Here is an 18335-nt window from a genome sequence, read left to right as displayed (position 1 = left end):
GCCACCCTACGGTCAGCGGCCCCACCGCAGGGCCGCGGTCTGCACGGGCGCGTCCCACAGCCGCAGCAACTCCTCGTCGGCCCGGCACAACGTCACCGAACACCCGGCCATGTCCAGCGAGGTGACGTAGTTTCCGACCAGCGTCCGCGCCACCGGCACCCCGCGCTCCGCCAGCACCCGCGCCACCTCCGCGTGGAATCCGTACAGTTCCAGCAGCGGCGTCGCCCCCATCCCGTTCACCAGCGCGAGCACCGGCCCGCCCGCCGGCGCCGGGTCCGGCAGGTCCTCCAGTACGGCCCCCACCGCGACCTCCGCGATCTGCGCCGCCGTCATCATCGGGCGCCGCTCCCGCCCCGGCTCCCCGTGGATGCCGATGCCCAGCTCCAGCTGGCCGTCGGGGAGTTCGAAGGTCGGGCTGCCCTTCGCCGGCGTGGTGCACGCGCTCAGCGCCACCCCGAAGCTGCGCGAGGCCTCGTCGACCCGCCGCGCGAGCGCCGCCACCCGCTCCAGCGGCGCCCCCTCCTCGGCCGCCGCCCCGGCGATCCGCTCCACGAACAGCGTGGCCCCGGTCCCGCGCCGCCCCGCCGTGTACAGGCTGTCGGTCACGGCCACGTCGTCGTCGACCAGGACGCTCTCGATCCGGATCCCGTCCTCCTCGGCGAGCTCCGCGGCCATCTGGAAGTTGAGGACGTCCCCCGTGTAGTTCTTCACGACGAACAGCACCCCCTGCCCGCCGTCCACGGCGGCCGCCGCCCGCACCATCTGATCGGGCACGGGCGAGGTGAACACCTCCCCGGGACACGCCGCCGACAGCATCCCGTACCCCACGAACCCGGCGTGCAGCGGCTCGTGCCCCGACCCGCCGCCGGACACCAGCGCGACCCGCCCGCTGCCGCGCGCGTCGCGGCGTGCGACGACGCGCCGTTCCACGTCCACGTCCAGGTCCGGATGGGCCGCCGCCATCCCGCGCAACGCGTCGGCGACCACGGTCCCGGGGCTGTTGATCAGCATGCTCATGGCATCTCCTGGTGGGCTCGACGGGCACGGTGCGGAGCATGGCGCCCGGTGTGGCTGCTGCGGCTGCGTACGTCTGATGGTGACGGTAGGGGAGCGCGCGGCCGGGGACCAGTACGGCCGGCGCCGCGTCGCGGGCCGGGTGCCGGCGGAGTGCCGGCGGAGTGCTGGCGACGTGCCGGCCGGAGTGCCGGTCCGGGCGGGGAATTAGTTGATTGCGCAAGAATCTTCGATATCGGCCACGATGGCCGGAAGATATTCGGCTGATTTTGCGATTGGCAGGATGATGTCCGATGATCGTGACTGCGCGTCAGCTTCGGCGCGCGTCGAGGAAGCGGGGGCGCGGGGGTTCCCCCGTACACCGACACCATCCCGCAGGCGGCGAAAGACCTGGCCCGGCCATGCCGCCGCGCGGTGACTCCTGCCCCGTACCGACATCCCTAGGCAAAGGCCCATGTCCGCTCATCAGCTATCGGACCTCATACGTTTCGCCCGCCACCACTCGCCCTTCTACCGCGACCTCTACGCGTCCCTGCCACCGGACACCGACCGCCTGACCGACCTCCCGGTCGTCGACCAGAGCGCCTTCTGGGCGGCCAACACCCTGCACGGCAACCGCGTCCTGACCGGCCCACTGGCCGAGGCCACCGTCTACAAGACCGGCGGCACCACCGGAGCCCCCAAGTTCTCCGTCTACACCCGCGACGAATGGCGCACCTTCGTGACCGCCTTCGGCCAGGGGCTGATGGACGCGGGCCTGCGCCCGGGGCACCGCGTCGCCGACCTGTTCTACGCGGGCGAGCTGTACGCCAGCTTCCTGTTCGTCCTCGACTCCCTCGCCCACGCGCCCGTGGACAACGTCCGGCTGCCCATCGGCGGCGCCGCACCCCTGGAGTCGACGGTCCCCACCCTGCGGGACTTCGCCGCCCAGGCCGTGGCCGGCACCCCCACCACCCTGTGCCGGCTCGCCGAACACGTGATCGCCGCCGGCCTCCGCCTCGACTCCGTCGAGCTGCTCCTCTTCGGCGGCGAGGCCCTCTTCGCCGACCAACGGCGTCTGCTGGCCGCGGCGTTCCCGCGCGCCGAGGCCCGCTCCCTCGGGTACGCCAGCGTGGACGCCGGCCTGCTCGGCCGCCCCGTGCCCGGACCCGACGCCCGGGTGCACCGGGCCTTCACCCCGTACTCCGTCGTCGAGATCCTCGACGACACCACCGGGGAGCCCATCACGGAACCCGGGCGACCCGGACGGGTCGTCGTGACCAGCCTGTTCCGCCGCCTGATGCCCATCCTCCGCTACCCCGCCGGCGACCGCGCCGAATGGACCGACCCCGCGGCCGGCCACTTCCGCATCCTCGGCCGCGCCGAGGAGGGCGTCCGCGTGGGCCCGGTGTCGCTGTACTCCCAGGACGCGCAGGACGCGGTGGCCGCCGCCGACGCCGCCGGCCGGATCGTGGGCACCCAGCTGGTCGTACGCCGCTGGGACGGCCGCGACGGGCTGGTGCTGCGGCTGGCCACCGCCCCCGCCGACCAGGACGATCCGGCCGGTCTGGAGGCACTCGCCCGGGCGGTCGTGACCGAACTGGAGACCGCCCGGCCGCTGTACCCGGACAGCGTCCGCGCCGGCTTCGTCCACCCGCCGGCGGTGGAATGGGCGCGCCACCGCGACCTCGCCGTCAACCCGCGCTCGGGCAAGCTGATCCGGGTCCTGGACGAGAGGCCGACGACGTGACCGCCACCCCTGCCGCCCCCGAGGCGAACGAGGCGACGGCCCCTCCCGCCACCCCGGCCGGCGCCGGATCCACGGCGCATGCGGCGTCCGCGGCCCCCGCCACCGGTGGCCCCGACGGCGGCGGTGCCCGCCGGCTGCCGCTGGTCCTGCGCAACCGTGCCTTCGGCACCGTCTGGCTGGGCCAGGTCCTCACCCAGGCCGCCGTGCGCATGTTCCAGGTCGGCGTCTCCTGGTGGCTCGTCGCCTACGCCGTCGACGGCGGACGCGGCCTGGCCTCCGGGCTGTTCATGGCCGTCAGCACGCTGCCCGCCGTGGCGCTGGCCCCGGTCGTGGCCCGAGCGGTCGCCCGCACGGCCCACCGCTCGGTCCTGCGGACGGCCGCCGCGCTGGCCGGCGCCGCCGCCGGCGCCCTGGCCGGGTGGGCCCAGCTGAGCGAGCTGCCGCTGGCCGCCGTCTACGCCGCGGCCCTGGCGCTGGCCACCTGCCAGGCCTTCTTCGACCCCTGCCTGACCACCTCGGTGCCCGAACTCGTCGACGACGCGGATATCGAGACCGCCACCGGATTCGAACTCTCCACCCAGTCCCTCGCGGGCCTCGGCGGGGCGCTCCTCGGCGCCGTGATCGTCGACCGGGCGGGGGTGAGCGGACTCGCCGCCGGCTGCGCGGCCGCCTACCTCGGCGCCGCGCTGCTCATCGCCGGCACGCGGTTCCGTACGACGGCCGGGGCGCCGGGCGCCGAGGGCCGGGGCGAGCCGGGCGGGTCCGGCGTCACCGAGCGGCGCACGCTGCGCCGTATCCTCGGCGAACTCCCGTACGTCCGGCGGATCCTGGTCTGCTTCACCGCCGCCAACCTCTTCACCACCGCCGTCTTCGTCGTCATCCCCCTCTACACCCGGTCCGTCCTGGGCGACGGCGGCTCCACGGTGGCCCTCCTGGAGGCGGCCCTCGGCACCGGCACGCTGATCGGGTCCGTCACCGGCGCCCGGGTGCCGGGGCGGCCCACCGTGACCGGTGCGTACTGCCTGGGCCTGATGGCCCTCGCCCTGGCCCTGCCGGGCCTGGTCGCCGACCGGCTGGTCATCGCCGGCGGCCTGGCCGTGGCCGGCTGGTGCGTCGGTGTGATCGGGGTCCGGTTCGTGGCCCTGTTCCAGCGGCTGGTGCCCGCCGCCGACAAACCCGGCTTCTTCGCCGTGATGCAGGCCGTGCTGGGGGCCTCCTTCCCGGTGGCCTCGCTCCTGTTCGGCCTGGCCGGCGACCACCTGTCCGCGCAGACGCTGTGCCTGATCCAGGCCGCCGGTCTCCTCCCGGCCGCCTGCGCCCTGGCCCTCCTGGGCCGGTCCCGCGGAGGTGAGCGATGAGCGCCCCGCGGAGCGTGAACGGACCGGACGTCAGGATCGCGCCGGCCGCCGCCGCGGACATCGCCGAGCTGCGCCAGCTCTACTACGCCGTCTACGGCCCCCACTACCCCGCCGCCCTCGGCACCGACCCCGCCGTCATGGCCCGGCTCATCGAGGACCCGCACTCCCTGTGGCTCGTCGCCCGCCGCCGGGACACCGGCGCGCTCGCCGCGTCCGCCGCCGTCCACGGTGAGCCGGGCAGCCGTATCGGCCGCCTGGAAGGGCTCGCCGTGCACCCCGAGCACCGCTCCGGGGGCCTGGCCGCCGCCCTGACCGGGGTGCTGTGCGCCCGGATGCTCGACACCGGACGCCTGGACTCGGTGTACGCCACCGTGCGCACCGTCAGTCCCGGCCCACAGCGCGTCGTCGCGCGCAACGGCTTCCGCCCGCTGGGGATCCTGCCCAACGCGGTCGACCTCAGCAGCCGCGAGAGCCTCGCCCTGTACGCCCGCCACGCCGACGGCGTACTGGACCGCCGCGTCCCGGTGCCCGAGGTCCCCGCTCCGCTGCTGCCGCTGCTGCGGACCGCCGGGAGCTGCCTCGGCGTCAGCTACCGCGACGTGCGCCCCACCGCCGCCCCGGCCCCGGCCGCCCCGGCACCGGCCGTCGCGGACGCGGACCCCGCCGAGCGGCTGGAGATGATCGAGGCCCCCGCCTTCGTCCGCCGCCGCCTGCGCGAGCGCTTCCCCGACGCCGGCGGCTGGTTCTACCCGCTGCACACGCCGAACGTGCTGCTCACCCCCGAGGACGGCCGGTTCGAGGTCTTCGCCCACCTCAACCGCACCGGCGGGTACTGCTCCCTGCTCGCCGTCCACCCCGACCCCGCCGCGGCCGCCGCCCACCTCGACATCGTCACCAGGACCCTGACCCGGGCCGGCGCGAGCTATGTGGAGGCACTGGTCCCGCTCGCGCACCACGGCGCGCTCGCGGCCTTCCTGGCCCAGGGCTTCGTCGCCGGGGCCCTCTACCCGGCCATGCGCGCGGACGGCGACGGCGACGGCTTCCACGACTACGTGGTCCTCTCCCGCTCCACCGAGCAGATCGACTTCCGCGGCGTCGCCGTCGAACCGCCCCTCCAGCCCTACCTGGACTGTTACCTGTCGGCCTGGGCGTCGACCTACCTGCCCACACTCGAGGTTGCCTCATGAACCCCCATCTCGCCCCGGTCGGCGTACCCGACCCCGCCCTCCTGCCGCACGTGCAGCGCCTGTGCGACCTGACCGACCCGTACGCCCACGGCCCCGAGGCCGACGAGCTGTTCGACGCGGCCATGGCGGAGATCAACGCCTGGCACACCGCGCGCTCGCCGTTCTTCCGCTCGCTGTACGAGGCCACGCCGCCCGCGCGGCCGTACCGCACCCCGCTCGTCCACGCGAACTTCTTCAAGCGCCACGAGGTGCTCTCCATCCCGCGCGACGAGGTCGACCTGCACCTGACCTCCTCGGGCACCACCGGCCAGAAGTCGCAGATGTTCTTCGACACCTGGACCATCCGCTCCGCGCAGCGCATGGTCGCCCGGATTTTCGAGCGCAACGGCTGGATCACCCCCGAGCAGGAGGTCAACTACCTGCTCTACAGCTACGAGCCGGCGCCCGACCTCAACCTCGGCACCTCCTTCACCGACAACTACCTGTGCGACTTCGCCCCGGCCCGCAGCGTCACGTACGCCCTGCGCCACACCGGCGGCGAGCACGAGTTCGACCCCTTCGGCTGTGTCGCCGCCCTGCGCCGCTTCGCCGAGGACGACGCCCCCGTGCGCATCCTCGGCTTCCCCGCCTTCCTCTTCTTCACCCTGGAACGCATGCGGGCCATGGGGCTGCCGCCCCTGCGGCTGCCCGAGGGCTCGCTCGTGGTCCTCGGCGGCGGCTGGAAGGGCCACGCCGACCGGCGCATCGGCAAGGAGGAGCTGTACGCCCGGGTCACCGAGCAGCTGGGCATCCCCGGGGAACGGATCCGGGACACCTTCGGCTCCGTCGAGCACTGCATCCCGTACATCGAGTGCGACCATCACCGCCTGCACGCGCCCGTCTGGTCCCGCGTCACCATCCGCTCCACGCGCACCCTGGAGCCGCTGCCCCACGGGGAGCAGGGCTACCTGCACCTCGTCTCGCCCTACATCACCTCCGTACCGGCGCAGAGCGTCGTCATGGGCGACCTCGCCTCCCTGTACCCGGGCGAGGAGTGCGGCTGCGAGCTGGGCACGCCGTGGTTCACCGTCCACGGCCGCGCCGGGGTGAGCCGCAACCGGAGCTGCGCGGTGGCCGCCGCCGAACTGCTGAAGGGACTGTCCTGACCGTGTCCGACCTCATCACCACCGACCTCATCACCCCCGACGTGACCCCCACCGATCTGAGTACCGCCGTCATCCCCGTGCCCGTGCCCGAGCCCGCCGCCGGTGCGCCGCACTACTGGCAGGGCGCCTTCATCGGCGACGAGGAGGCCGGGCACCGCCTGGCCGGGCTGCCCGCCCTCGTCGAGGCCGCGCTCGCCACCCCGCTGGAGACCGAGACGCTGCTGGCCGCCTGCGACGCCCTGGGCACCGCCCTGTGCGACCCGGAGCACCCGGTGCGCGCCCGGCTCGCCCGCCACCTGCCCGAGGGCGAGGACCCTGCCGTCCTCACCGAACTCGGCACCTTCCTGAGCCGCACGGAACTCACCCGCAAGCTGCGCCGCGAACTGGGCACCACCGCCCCCGGCCGGCTGAACCGCCCCGATGCCCGCGAGAGCGTGTACGAGGCCTGGGCACCCGTCGGTCTGGTCGCGCACATCGCCCCGGGCAACGCCGTCACCGTCGCCCCGCTCAGCATCGTCGAGGGCCTGCTCGCCGGGAACGTCAACATCCTCAAGACCAGCGGCGCCGACAGCCTGCTGCCCGGGGCCCTGCTGGCCGAACTGGCCGCGCTGGATCCCACCGGCGCCGTCGCCGCCCGCGTCATCGTGCTGCGCTTCTCCTCCGCCCGGCAGGACTGGCTGCGCCTGATGTGCGCGCCCGCCGACGCCGTCGCCGTCTGGGGCGGCGAGAGCGCGGTGGAGGGCGTCGCCGCCCATGTGCCCCCGGGCTGCCGCCTGGTGGAGTGGGGACACCGGATCTCCTTCGCGTACCTGACGGCCGACGCCTGGCAGGACCCGGCCGCGCTGGAGGCCCTGGCCGACGACGTGTGCCGGTTCGAGCAGCAGGCCTGCTCCAGCCCGCAGGTCGTCTACCTCGACACCGCGGACGAGGAGGCCGTCTTCGCCTTCGCCGCCCGCTTCGCCGAGGTGCTGGCCACCCGGCCGCCGGCCGTGCCCGCGCCCGGCGACCCCGGGCCCGGCCCGGCCGAGGAGGCCGAGCTGACCACCACCGAGCTGGTCGCCCGGCTGGAGGAACACCTCGGCCTGACCCGGGTGTTCGCCGCCGCCGACGGTTCCTGGCGGGTCATGGCCGACACCCGGCCGGCGCTCACCGCCTCCCCGCTCCACCGCAGCGTGTGGGTCAAGCCGCTGCCGCGCGAACGGCTGATCGCCACGCTGCGCCCCATGCGCCGCTACCTCCAGACCGCGGGGCTCGCCGGCAGCCCCACCGACGTCGCCGAACTCTCCCGCACCGTCCTGGCCGCCGGCGTCACCCGCGTCACCCCGCTGGGCGCCATGCTCGCGAGCTACGCCGGCGAGCCGCACGACGGCGTCTACGCCCTCCAGCGCTACAGCCGCCGCGTCGCCGTCCAGGCCGACCCCGCCCGCTTCGCCACCACCGCCTGCCTGGACGACCTGGCACGCCCCGTCGTCCTGCCCGCGCCCACCGGGCCGCTGCTGGGCAAGGAGGAGGTGCAGGAACTCAACCGGCACGTCACGCGTGCCGACGCCGAGCTGTACTTCCGCAGCGGCGGCAGCACCGGCGATCCGGCCCTGTCCCTCTTCAGTTACGACGACTACGACACCCAGATGCACGCCGCCGCCCGCGGCCTGCTCGCCGCCGGCTACGACCCGGTGGGGGACCGCACCGCCAACCTCTTCTACTGCGGCGGCATGTACGGCAGCTTCATCAGCTTCTTCTCCATCCTGGAGCGCCTGGGCGGCGTGCAACTGCCCCTGGCTGCGGGCCCCGACCACCGGGCCACCGCCCGGGCCGTGATCGACCACGGCGCCGACACCCTCTTCGGGATGCCCTCCTACCTGTGGCAGCTGCTGCACGAGGAGGCCGACGCCTTCCGCGCGTACGGCGGCCTGAAGAAGGTCTTCTACGGCGGCGAGCGCTTCACCGACGAGCAGCAGCGCGTCCTGAAGGACACCTTCGGCATCGAGGTCGTGCGCTCGATCACCTACGGCAGCACCGACCTGGGCCCGCTCGGCTACCAGTGCACCGAGAGCTCCGGCGGCGTCCACCACCTCCACGCCGACCTGCACACCCTGGAGATCCTCGACACCGGGGCCGACCGGCCGGTGGCGCCGGGGGAGACGGGCCGGCTGGTGTTCACCACGCACGCCCGGCGCGGCCAGCACCTGGGCCGCTACGTCATCGGCGACCTCGGCCGCGCCGTTCCCGGGCGCTGCCCCTGCGGCAGCCACGCCCCGCGCTTCGAGCTGCTCGGCCGGCTCGGCGACGTGATGCGGGTGGCGACGTACTTCCTGAACCACCGGCGCTTCGTGGCCCTGGCCGAGGAGGCGGGCTACACCGGCGAGCTCCAGATCCGGCTCACCGGGCACGACACCCGCGAGCGGCTCACCGTCCGCGTGGAACGGGCCGGCGCCATCGGCCCCGCCGCTCCCGAGGCGCTGCGCGAGGCCCTCCTGGCCGGCTACCCGGAGCTGCGCTCGGCGGTGTCGGAGCGGCTGCTGGACCTGGTGGCCGAGGCGGTGGACGGGTCGGCGCTGGACCGCAGCCCGGCCAGCGGCAAGCTGCGCCCGGTGGTCGACGCGCGCGGCTAGTGTCTGTCCGGCGGATCGGGGCCGGGGCCGTGGCCGGAACCGCTTCGGTCAGGTGTCGGCGCGGAACAGGTCCGCGACGTGGTCGGCGATCAGGTCGAGGATGTCCGCGGCGGCGCCCGCGTCCCCGGCCACCAGGAAGTTCAGGGTCAGCCCGTCCGTCATCGCGGCCAGGTAGCGGGCCAGGACGGGCACCTTGACGCTCGGGTCCAGCTCCATGCTGGCGGCGAGCTGCTCGATCAGCGCCTCGTAGATCTCGGCGTACAGCTCGTACTGCCGCCGGGCCAGGTGCCCGAACCCCGGCTGGCGCAGCGCGTACTGCGTGAGCTCGTAGGTGAGCATGTGCTCGCCGGGGTGGGCGGCCACATGGTCCCAGTACGCCTGGAAGCCGGCCCTGATGGTCTCCCGGACCGTGGCGCGGGGCCGGATCGCCTCCGTCACCACCGCGATGTAGTGCTCGGTGATCGTCGTCATGACCGATTCGAGCAGTTCCTGCTTGGAGTCGAAGCAGTAGTGGAAGACGCTCAGCGACACGCCCGCCTCGGCGGCGATCGACCGGGTGGTGGTGCGCGGGACCCCGTCCCGGGTCATCGCGCGGATCGCCGCCTCGGTCAGCTGCCGGCGCCGCTCGGCCGAAGGCATCCGTGCCATAGGTCTGTCCCCCCGTGGTTGCGCGTGCGCCGTCCGGCCCGGGACGGACCCGGGCCGGACGGCGCACATGTGTGCCAGTGGTGCGTGGCCGGTCAGCTGCTGTAGACGCCGACCTCGTGCAGCGAGTAGCCCCACTGGGTGCCGCGTTGCAGTCCGTGGACGCGGACGTAGCGGGCCGGGACACCGGCGAAGCGTGCCGTGTCCAGACCGCCGTCACCGGCGGTCGTGGACCACGCGGTCCGCCAGGTCGAGCCGTCGGAGGACACCTCCACGCGGTAGCCCTTGCCGTACGCGCGCTCCCAGTCGAGGGTGACCCGCTTGACCAGCTGCGGCGACCCGAGGTCGAGCTGGAGCCACTGGTCGTCGCTCCAGTCGCTCGCCCAGCGGGTGCCGGTGTCGCCGTCCACGGCCCGGCCGGGCGCGTAGCTGACGAAGGGGTTCCACTCCGCCGAGCTGGCCGACGCGGCCGCGCCCGCCGCCAGGTTCACGCCGGCCTTGTGCTTCTCGGAGGAGCCCCAGGTCCGCAGGTAGGACTCCGCGCCCCGGAACAGGTCGTCCACCACTCCCTGGCCGCCGACCTGCCGGACGTCCTCGATCCAGTCCGGCACCAGGCCGTAGTGCGAGGCGCCGTCGGTGTTGAGGTCCCAGGTGCGCTGCCCGGTGGTCTGCCGGTCGATGACGGAGCCGCCGTCGACGCTGCGGAAGGGGTACTTCACCGGGTTCGGGGCGTCGGCGCCGCGCGGGCCGGGCCAGCCGCCGACCCCGTTCATGTCGGTGCCGTAGCCGTAGCCGACGTCGTACTTCTCGCGCAGCGCGTCCGTGCGCTTGGCCTCCGCGCTGAACGCCTCGGCGCCGTTCATGTACTGGGCGGCGAACCCGCCGAGCTTGTAGAGCCGCTCGGTCCAGTCGTGGTCCATCCAGCTGTGCGAGGAGAGCACGCCCGGGTACGACTCCGACTCCATGATGTCGAAGGCCCGGCCGGCGGCCTTGACGCTCATGTGGTCGATCTCGAGCATCATCTTGCGTTTCATCATGCCGCGTACGGCGTACTCGCCGAGTTCGGTGAGACCGCGCGTGTTGCACCGCGCGTCGGCGGCGTACGACGGGACGCTCACGCCCGCCGGCAGGTGCTGCTGGGCCTGCGGCGCCGCCGCGAGGCCGATCGGGTTGTCGGCCTGCGGGCCGGCGCAGACCTCCGTCTTCCAGAAGGTGCCGGTCGACAGGAACTGGCCCACGTTGATCGCCGTGCCGAGGGCGCCGCTGTCGAAGCGGACCCCGCACAGGGCGTTGTCGAACTTGTGGCACAGGAACATGCTGCGCACGCCGAGGTTGTACAGCTCGTCGAGACCGCGGTCGATGTCGGCCCTGCTGCACTGCGCGATGTCGAGGATCTGCTTGCAGCCGAAGGGCTCGGAGGTCTCCACGCCCAGGACCACGGCGAGTTTGCCCTGCTCGATGACCTGCCGGGCCTGCGCGGAGTCGGTGACGATCCGGAAGAAGCCCTTGCCCGGGCCGCCGTAGATCTTGTCGATGTAGGCCTGCATCTCGTAGGTCTTCTGCGCCTGCAGACGGATGGAGGTCATCTCGTCGCAGCTGCGGTCCTTGAAGAAGTAGACCGAGCAGATCACCCCGTTGGTGACGAGGTCGTTGACGAGGACCCGCTGGCCGCCGCGCCAGGCCCGCTCGATCCAGGCGTAGTAGTTCTGCTGGTGCGTCAGCGAGTCGTGGGCGGGCCAGTCCTTGAACGTCGGCCAGCCGTCCGGGTCGTGCTTGCCGTCACCGCCCTTGGTGATGAAGTCGAAGATCGCCAGCGAGCCGTCCGGGTAGTGCTCGGGACAGTCCTTGAGGGCGTCGGCGATGCCCTGCTCGGAGAACGCCTTGCCGCAGATCAGGCGGCCGCCGAAGGCCTCGTTGGACATGATGTGGTCGTGGGCGTCGACGAAGCCGCGGACCCGTCCCTGGGCGTCGGTGCCCTTGAACGGCTCACCGGTGACGTTGATCTGGGAGTCCGTCGCGGGCCGCGCGGGCGGGTTCCACCAGCCGGGGTCGGCGGCGGCGCCGGGCGTCGGGCCCAGGGTGAGGGCCACGAGGGCGAAGAGCAGCGACAGGACGGCGAGTTGCCTGCGCCTGCCGTACGGATGCGGGTGTGCGGGTCGGGTCACGGTCATCACTCATGTCTTCGGTCGGCGGACGGCGCGGTCGAGGACCCGGAGCGGTGGCTTGATTGTCATGTCCCGCGCGAATATTGCGACGAGGATCCCTACTCGCGGTAACACAGTCAAGAGTCCGGGACGGATGACCTGATGCCCCGTCGGATCCGGATGCCCCGTCGGCGCCCGCCGGACGGATCCGGGGGTGTCCCCCGAAGTGGTCTGCCTGGCCGCCCCCTCGGAGCGTCTGCGTGCCCCGCGGGCCGTCCGCCTCGTTCAATGGGCGTCCCCCTCCCAACGGAAACGGTCACTTCATGACGTCGTACGCGCGGCCGCAGACCCCACCAGCCCCGCAGTCCCCTCTGCTCACACGGCGGGGGGTGGTCGCCGGTACCCTCGCCCTCGCCGCGGGAGCCGCGCTGCCGCTCGCCGGGGCCGGCTCCGCCCGGGCCCGCACCGGCCCGCAGATCGCCGCCTGCGAGACGTGGGGCGCCCGGCAGCCGTCCGAGCCCGTCGTCGTCCTCGCCACACCCCCGCGGCGGATCGTCGTGCACCACACGGCGACGGCGAACGTCACGGACTACTCCCAGAAGCGCGCCCACGCCCTCGCCCGCGCGATCCAGACGTTCCACATGGACGCCCAGGGCTGGATCGACACCGGCCAGCACTTCACGGTCAGCCGCGGCGCCTTCGTCATGGAAGGGCGCCACAACAGCCTGGCCGAACTGCGTACCGGTGGCCATCAGGTCCGCTCCGCGCACTGCATCGGCCAGAACAACGTCTCGATCGGCATCGAGAACGAGGGCACGTACAGCACCGAGGAGCCGCCGGCCGCGCAGTACGCCGCGCTGGCCGACCTGTGCGCCCACATCTGCCGCCAGTACGGCCTGCCCCCGTCGGAGATCTACGGCCACCGCGACTTCAACCAGACCGCCTGCCCCGGCGATCGCCTCTACGCCCTGCTGCCCACCCTGCGCAAGGACGTGGCGGCCCGCCTGGGCACCACCGCGTCGGACCCGCTGTGGGACATGGTCCGCGACGCCCTGGACCGCAACCGGCCGACGCCGCTGCCGGAGTACCTGCCGAACGGCGTGCTGCCCGGCGCGTAGGGATGTCCGAAGGCCCTTCCGGGGCGTTTCCCGGAAGGGCGGCGCGCGTCACCGGCGGATCGACAGCGGCGACGCAAAAGAATCCCATAACGGCTCGTGCGCGAATCGAAGATACACGCTGCCGAACGGCTTTCAGAAACGCCGTTGGGGTTCAGTGATTTCACCGTACAGACAGCCGGAAAACGGGACATAGGTATACGGTGATACGGAATTGCGAATTCCGATTTCGGGGAATGGCCGGATTGCTGTGAGAGGCTCAGCCGACCGAAAAGACACCCGCGTGCCGGAAGTGCTCTCCATGGACGCGGGCCGACTCCCGAGGAACATTCGTGAGACCACCGCTGGCGCGCCTGCGCGCCACTGCTCCGCCGCCCCGCTGGAGGGCATCGGCCCTGGTCACCAGTCTGGTGCTGACCGCCGGCCTGATCGGGACCGCCCCCGTGGCCCTGGCGGCCGGGTCCAACGGGAATACCCCCGGTAAGGAAGCCGCGTCCCCCGCGAACGAGGCAATCAAGGCCTCGGCCGAGGCGAAGCGGACCGGCAAGCCGGTCGAGGTCGTCGGCCAGCGCACCGAGATGGAGGAGGTGTGGGCCAATCCTGACGGAACCATGACGGCGGAACGCGCTCTGGTGCCCGTACGGGTACGCCGGGGCGGCAGCCTGATTCCGGTGGACACCACCCTCGAAAAGGCGAAGAACGGAACCCTCTCGCCGAAGGCGACGGACATCGGGCTGGCCTTTTCCGGCGGCGGTGACGCCCCTCTCGCCGTCATGTCGAAGAACGGCAGGAACGTTTCACTGTCCTGGCCGAAGCCGCTCCCCGCGCCCGTGGTCGAGGGCAACAGCGCCCTGTACCGCGAGGTGCTGCCCGGAGTGGACCTGAGGGTCACCGCGCAGGTCGACAGCTTCGCCCACGCGCTGGTCGTCAAGACGCGCGAGGCCGCGGCCAACCCCGCGCTCGCCCGCATCGACTTCGGCCTCAAGGCCCAGGGGCTCGACATACGCGCCGAGGCCGACGGCCAGCTGCGCGCCGTCGACCCGGCCGGGCAGACCGTGTTCGGCTCCGCCAAGCCCCAGATGTGGGACGCGAGCGGCGAGAAGGCCCAGGCCGCGAAGGACCCCGCCGCCAAGGCGCCGGCCGCTTCCGCCCCCGCCCCCGCCGCCAAGGCGCCGGCCGCTTCCGCCCCCGCCCCCGCCGCCAAGGCGCCGGCCGCTTCCGCCCCCGCCGCCAAGTCCCTGCGGTCGGCGCCCTCGGACAGCGCCGCGGCCGAGGCGCCCGCGACGGCCCCCGCCGCCGCCCCCGCGACTCCCGCCCCCGCGGCTCCCGTCGACGGCATCACCGACGGCACCAAGCAGGCCGACCTCGGCGTGAAGCTGGCGGGCGAGAAGCTCACCCTGACGCCCGACAAGAGCCTGCTCACGGCGCCCGACACCACGTACCCCGTGGTCATCGACCCGACCTGGGACGCCTGGAAGACGGCGTGGACGATCGCCTACAAGCACAACGCCTTCCCCTCGTCGGCCAGTACGAACTACTGGAACGGCGGCACGCTCAGCAAGGACGCCCGCGTCGGCTGCGCCAAGGACGCCTCCAACGGCAACCAGGTCGTCTGTGCCAAGACCTTCTTCCAGGTCGGCATGAAGGAGTACTGGGACAAGCAGATCCTGGAGTCCACCCTCCGCATCAAGCAGAAGTCGGCGGGCTCCTGGAGCTGCAAGTCCGGTGACATCCAGGTCTGGGACACCGGCACCATCTCCAAGTCCACCACCTGGAACAGCCAGCCCGGCTGGGCGCGGATGGTGGACGCCACCGGCCAGTCCTACGGCGGGCGCAACTGCCCCGGCGACGGCGACCTCATCGAGCTCAACGTGAAGTCGGCCGTCGCGGACGCCGCCAAGAAGCACTGGGGCACCTGGACCTTCGGCCTCAAGGCCGCCAAGGACACCGTCGACGTCTCCTGGCGCAAGCTCGACCCCAACAGCGCCCGGATCTCGATCAAGTTCAACACGCCTCCGCCGGCGCCCAAGGACCGCTCCACGGACCCGTCCGTGCCCTGCACCGGTGGCGTGATCGGCACCACCGACTACGTCGTCCTGCGCGCCCGGGTCACGGACAAGGAGGACAACACCCTCTACGCCGAGTTCCACTACTGGAAGGACGGCGCCGCCCCGGTCAAGACCGAGGTGAAGGCCGCCAACGGCAACATCGCCGAGCTGCGGATCCCGGCCGGCAACCTCGACGGCACCTACAAGTGGGACGTACGCACCAGCGACAAGATCGCCGCGCCCGGTCCCTGGGCCGGCCAGTGCCAGTTCACCATGGACCGCACCAGGCCCGACCAGCGGCCGACCGTGTCGTCGCCCGTCTTCCTCGAGAGCGTGGACGACCCGGCGAAGATGGCGGTCGCCGGCACCACCGGCAAGTTCGTCTTCGGCGCCAACACGGTGAAGGACGTCGCCGGCTACCGCTGGTGGACCGACACCGAGCCCAAGGTGCAGGAGGTGCGCACCACCACCCCGGGCGGCTCCGTCGAGGTCTCCTACAAGGCCAACACGACCGGGCCGCAGCGTCTGTTCGTGCGCAGCTTCGACCCCTCCGGCAACCAGTCGGAGATCAAGGAGTACCTCTTCTACACCAAGCGCCGGCCCACCCGTGACAAGCCGGGCGACCTCAATGGCGACGGCCACGTGGACATGTGGAGCGTCGACCCCGGTTCCGGCAAGCTGTGGATGCACCCCGGCAAGGGCGACGGCGGCTTCGACGTCTCGCGCCGCCTCGACGACGCCGACTCCTTCGCCAACGTCACCTCGCTGACCCACCGCGGCAGCTGGAACGAGGACTTCTACGAGGACCTGGTCACCCTGCGGCCGGCCTTCGACGACGCCGAACGCAAGAAGCTGTACGTCTACCCCAACCGGGGTGACGGCAGCCTGCTCGACGACCAGAGCGACCGCCTGGAGCTCCAGGTCGGCAACCCCGAGGTCGACGACCACTGGTCCCAGGCCGACCAGGTGCTCTCCATCGGCAGCGTCAACAACGACGACGACAAGCCGGAGATCACCGACGCCGACAATCCCGACCTCCTGGTGAAGTCCGGTGACCAGCTCTGGCTGTACCTCGGCTCGCCGGTGGGCTACCTGGACGCCATCAACGAGCCCATCCTGCTCGGCAACGCCGACTGGAAGAACATGACGCTCCTGGCGCCCGGCGACCTCAACGGCGACGGCCTGCCGGAGATCTGGGCCCGGGACACCGTCTCCGGCAAGATCCACCAGTACACCAGCCGCAAGACCGCCGACGCGACCTCTCCCACCGTCGCCGACCTGACCGTGTACGCCGACCCGGCGGCGCGGGCCACGTCCATCGGCACCGGCTTCACCGGCGCGGCGTACCCGAACCTGACGACCAACGGCGACTTCGAGGCCGACGGCTTCGCCGACCTGTACGCGCGTGACGGCGACGGCCGGATCACCGAGTTCCCCGGCCGGGCCCCGGTCGCCGGCTCGGCGTTCGGCGCCGGCCGCCAGCTCGTGCTCGGCGGCACCTCCTGGTCCGAGTGCCAGGAGTTCACCTCCGCGGCGGCCGCCAACAAGAAGCACTCCCTGTGCGGTCCGATCCTGGCCAAGTTCCTGGCCAAGGGCGGCACGGCCCTGGGGAAGCCGTCCTCCGACATCCAGGTCACCAGTGACGGCGTGGGCCGGTTCGTCCACCTGCGCGGTGAAGGCCAGACCAGCGACAACGGCTCCATCTACTGGCACCCGAGCAGCGGGGCCTGGGTGGTGTGGGGCGGCATCCGCGCCAAGTGGATGGCGCTGGGCGCGGAGAAGGGCATCATCGGGTACCCGACCTCCGACGAGACCCCGACCTTCGACGGCGTCGGCCGCTTCTCCACGTTCTACTCGCCCGTTGGCGGCAAGGGCGGCATCTACTGGTCGCCGGAGACCAGCGCTTGGTCGGTGCACGGCGGCGTGTACGACAAGTACACCGCCCTCGGCGGCCCGGCGAGCTACCTGGGCTACCCGGTGACCGACGAGACCAACGTCGCCGACAACGTGGGCCGCTTCAACCACTTCCGCAAGCGCTCCGACACCGCCGCCACCGGCTCGATCTACTGGACCAAGGCCAAGGGCGCCTGGTCGGTGTTCGGGTCGATCCGTAAGAAGTGGATCGAGCTCGGCGGTGAGAAGAGCGCCCTGGGCTACCCGACGTCCGACGAGTACGAGGTCGCCGGCGGACCCCGGGAGGACTTCCAGAACGGCTACATCCGGCACAACCGCACGACGGGCTCCACCGTCGAGCACAAGGCCGACGACCGCACCGCGAACCAGCGCACCGACCTGTCGGGCGACTTCAACGGTGACGGCCGCGCCGACCTGGCCACCGTCTACGACTACGGGGCCGACACCACCGCCCTGTGGGTCCTCGACGCCCGCCCCGACGGCGGCTTCGAGGAGCCGACGGCCCGGTGGACGAGCGGCAAGGGCAGCTTCGCCTACAGCCGCTCCAAGTGGGTCACCGGCGACTTCAACGGTGACGGCCGTGACGACATCGGCGCCGTCTTCGGCTACGCCGACGGCAGCAACGCGCTGTGGTCGTTCCTGTCCAACGCCAACGGCACCTTCACGCCCGTCAAGGGCCTGACGGCCGCCGTGGGCAACTTCGACTGGTCCAAGGGCATCTTCCTGGCCGGTGACTTCAACGGCGACAAGCGTTCCGACATCGCCATGGTCTACGACTACGGCAACGGATCGGCCGGCACCCACACCTGGACCTCCAAGCCCGACGGCACCTTCAACTCGGCCGTCGCCAGCTGGAAGGTGGCCGCCGGCAACTGGTGGATCTTCAACGCCAGCTTCCGGGCCGGTGACACCAACGGCGACGGCCGCGACGACATCCTCGCGCTGTACGGCTACTCGGCCGGCGGCGTGGCGATGTTCACCTTCCAGGGCCAGGCGGGCGGCGGCTTCGCCGCCCCGGTGAAGTCGTGGACGCAGACCAAGGAGCAGTGGGAGTACCCGCGCACCAAATTCACGATCGGCGACTACAACGGCGACGGCCGCGCCGACGCCGCGCTGATGTACGACCACGGCAACGGGCAGGCCTCGCTCTCCACCCTGCTCGCCAAGCCGGACGGCACCGTCGGCGACGCGGTGCGCAGCTGGGAGACCCCGGACGAGAACTGGTACGCCTCCAACGCCGGTTACCCGGTCTCGGGCGACGCGGACGGCGACGGCCGCGACGACGTCCTGAGCATGTACAACTACCACAGCGGCGCGACCGGAGCGTTCACCTTCAAGGGCCGCCCCGACGGAGGCTTCGAGAACGGCTTCCTGAGCTGGCAGACCCTGCCCGGCACCTGGTGATCGCGTCGGCGCAGCTGATC

Annotated in this window: 10 protein-coding genes; 7 read left to right on the top strand and 3 right to left on the bottom strand. The window is 72.4% G+C overall.

What is annotated here, in order from left to right; genetic code table 11:
• Nucleotides 1-12: 12 nt before the first annotated feature.
• Nucleotides 13-1017: a dihydroxyacetone kinase subunit DhaK gene (gene dhaK, locus ACZ6KO_RS20670; RefSeq protein ID WP_469305440.1), complete on the bottom strand. Its 1005-nt coding sequence runs from the start codon at nt 1015-1017 to the stop codon at nt 13-15.
• Between the two features lie 451 nt (nt 1018-1468).
• Here dhaK and ACZ6KO_RS20665 point away from each other — a divergent pair, with 451 nt between their 5' ends.
• From ACZ6KO_RS20665 to ACZ6KO_RS20645, 5 genes are read left to right on the top strand one after another with little or no spacing between them, the layout of a single operon-like run.
• Complete coding sequence (locus tag ACZ6KO_RS20665) at nt 1469-2743, top strand: phenylacetate--CoA ligase family protein (protein WP_469305439.1); 1275 nt, start codon at nt 1469-1471, stop codon at nt 2741-2743.
• The gene (locus tag ACZ6KO_RS20660; RefSeq protein ID WP_469305438.1) at nt 2740-4101 is read left to right on the top strand and encodes an MFS transporter; all 1362 of its coding nucleotides are present in this window, start codon (nt 2740-2742) and stop codon (nt 4099-4101) included. Before ACZ6KO_RS20665 ends, ACZ6KO_RS20660 begins: the two co-directional genes overlap by 4 nt.
• On the top strand, nt 4098-5288 hold the full coding sequence (locus tag ACZ6KO_RS20655) for a GNAT family N-acetyltransferase (RefSeq protein WP_469305437.1): 1191 nt from the start codon (nt 4098-4100) through the stop codon (nt 5286-5288). Before ACZ6KO_RS20660 ends, ACZ6KO_RS20655 begins: the two co-directional genes overlap by 4 nt.
• Entirely contained in the window at nt 5285-6433 is a 1149-nt protein-coding gene (locus ACZ6KO_RS20650; protein WP_469305436.1) for a LuxE/PaaK family acyltransferase, read from the top strand. Before ACZ6KO_RS20655 ends, ACZ6KO_RS20650 begins: the two co-directional genes overlap by 4 nt.
• Nucleotides 6434-6435: 2 nt before the next feature.
• A complete protein-coding gene (locus tag ACZ6KO_RS20645; protein ID WP_469305435.1) occupies nt 6436-9045 on the top strand; it encodes an acyl-CoA reductase in 2610 nt (869 codons plus the stop codon).
• A gap of 48 nt (nt 9046-9093) precedes the next feature.
• On the opposite strand, the gene ACZ6KO_RS20640 is transcribed toward ACZ6KO_RS20645, so the two are convergent.
• On the bottom strand, nt 9094-9693 hold the full coding sequence (locus ACZ6KO_RS20640) for a TetR/AcrR family transcriptional regulator (RefSeq protein ID WP_469305434.1): 600 nt from the start codon (nt 9691-9693) through the stop codon (nt 9094-9096).
• Nucleotides 9694-9785: 92 nt separating this feature from the next.
• The gene (locus tag ACZ6KO_RS20635; RefSeq protein WP_469305433.1) at nt 9786-11861 is read right to left on the bottom strand and encodes a galactose-binding domain-containing protein; all 2076 of its coding nucleotides are present in this window, start codon (nt 11859-11861) and stop codon (nt 9786-9788) included.
• Nucleotides 11862-12223: 362 nt separating this feature from the next.
• Between ACZ6KO_RS20635 and ACZ6KO_RS20630 the strand changes: the two genes are divergently transcribed.
• Together ACZ6KO_RS20630 and ACZ6KO_RS20625 are read left to right on the top strand one after the other, a co-directional pair.
• Nucleotides 12224-12952, top strand: coding sequence for a peptidoglycan recognition protein family protein (locus ACZ6KO_RS20630; protein WP_469305432.1), 729 nt, complete (start codon nt 12224-12226; stop codon nt 12950-12952).
• Between the two features lie 329 nt (nt 12953-13281).
• Nucleotides 13282-18315: an FG-GAP-like repeat-containing protein gene (locus tag ACZ6KO_RS20625; RefSeq protein WP_469305431.1), complete on the top strand. Its 5034-nt coding sequence runs from the start codon at nt 13282-13284 to the stop codon at nt 18313-18315.
• Nucleotides 18316-18335 lie beyond the last annotated feature (20 nt).

This window comes from Streptomyces sp. NPDC042102 (genome assembly GCF_055582305.1).
This window is presented reverse-complemented; position numbering and strand designations above follow the sequence as displayed.

What these genes read in the sequence shown, in the direction of transcription:
- dhaK (WP_469305440.1), bottom strand. Translation starts at nt 1,017, where the DNA reads ATGAGCATGCTGATCAACAGCCCCGGGACCGTGGTCGCCGACGCGTTG.
- ACZ6KO_RS20665 (WP_469305439.1), top strand. Translation starts at nt 1,469, where the DNA reads ATGTCCGCTCATCAGCTATCGGACCTCATACGTTTCGCCCGCCACCAC.
- ACZ6KO_RS20655 (WP_469305437.1), top strand. Translation starts at nt 4,098, where the DNA reads ATGAGCGCCCCGCGGAGCGTGAACGGACCGGACGTCAGGATCGCGCCG.
- ACZ6KO_RS20650 (WP_469305436.1), top strand. Translation starts at nt 5,285, where the DNA reads ATGAACCCCCATCTCGCCCCGGTCGGCGTACCCGACCCCGCCCTCCTG.
- ACZ6KO_RS20640 (WP_469305434.1), bottom strand. Translation starts at nt 9,693, where the DNA reads ATGGCACGGATGCCTTCGGCCGAGCGGCGCCGGCAGCTGACCGAGGCG.
- ACZ6KO_RS20635 (WP_469305433.1), bottom strand. Translation starts at nt 11,861, where the DNA reads ATGACCGTGACCCGACCCGCACACCCGCATCCGTACGGCAGGCGCAGG.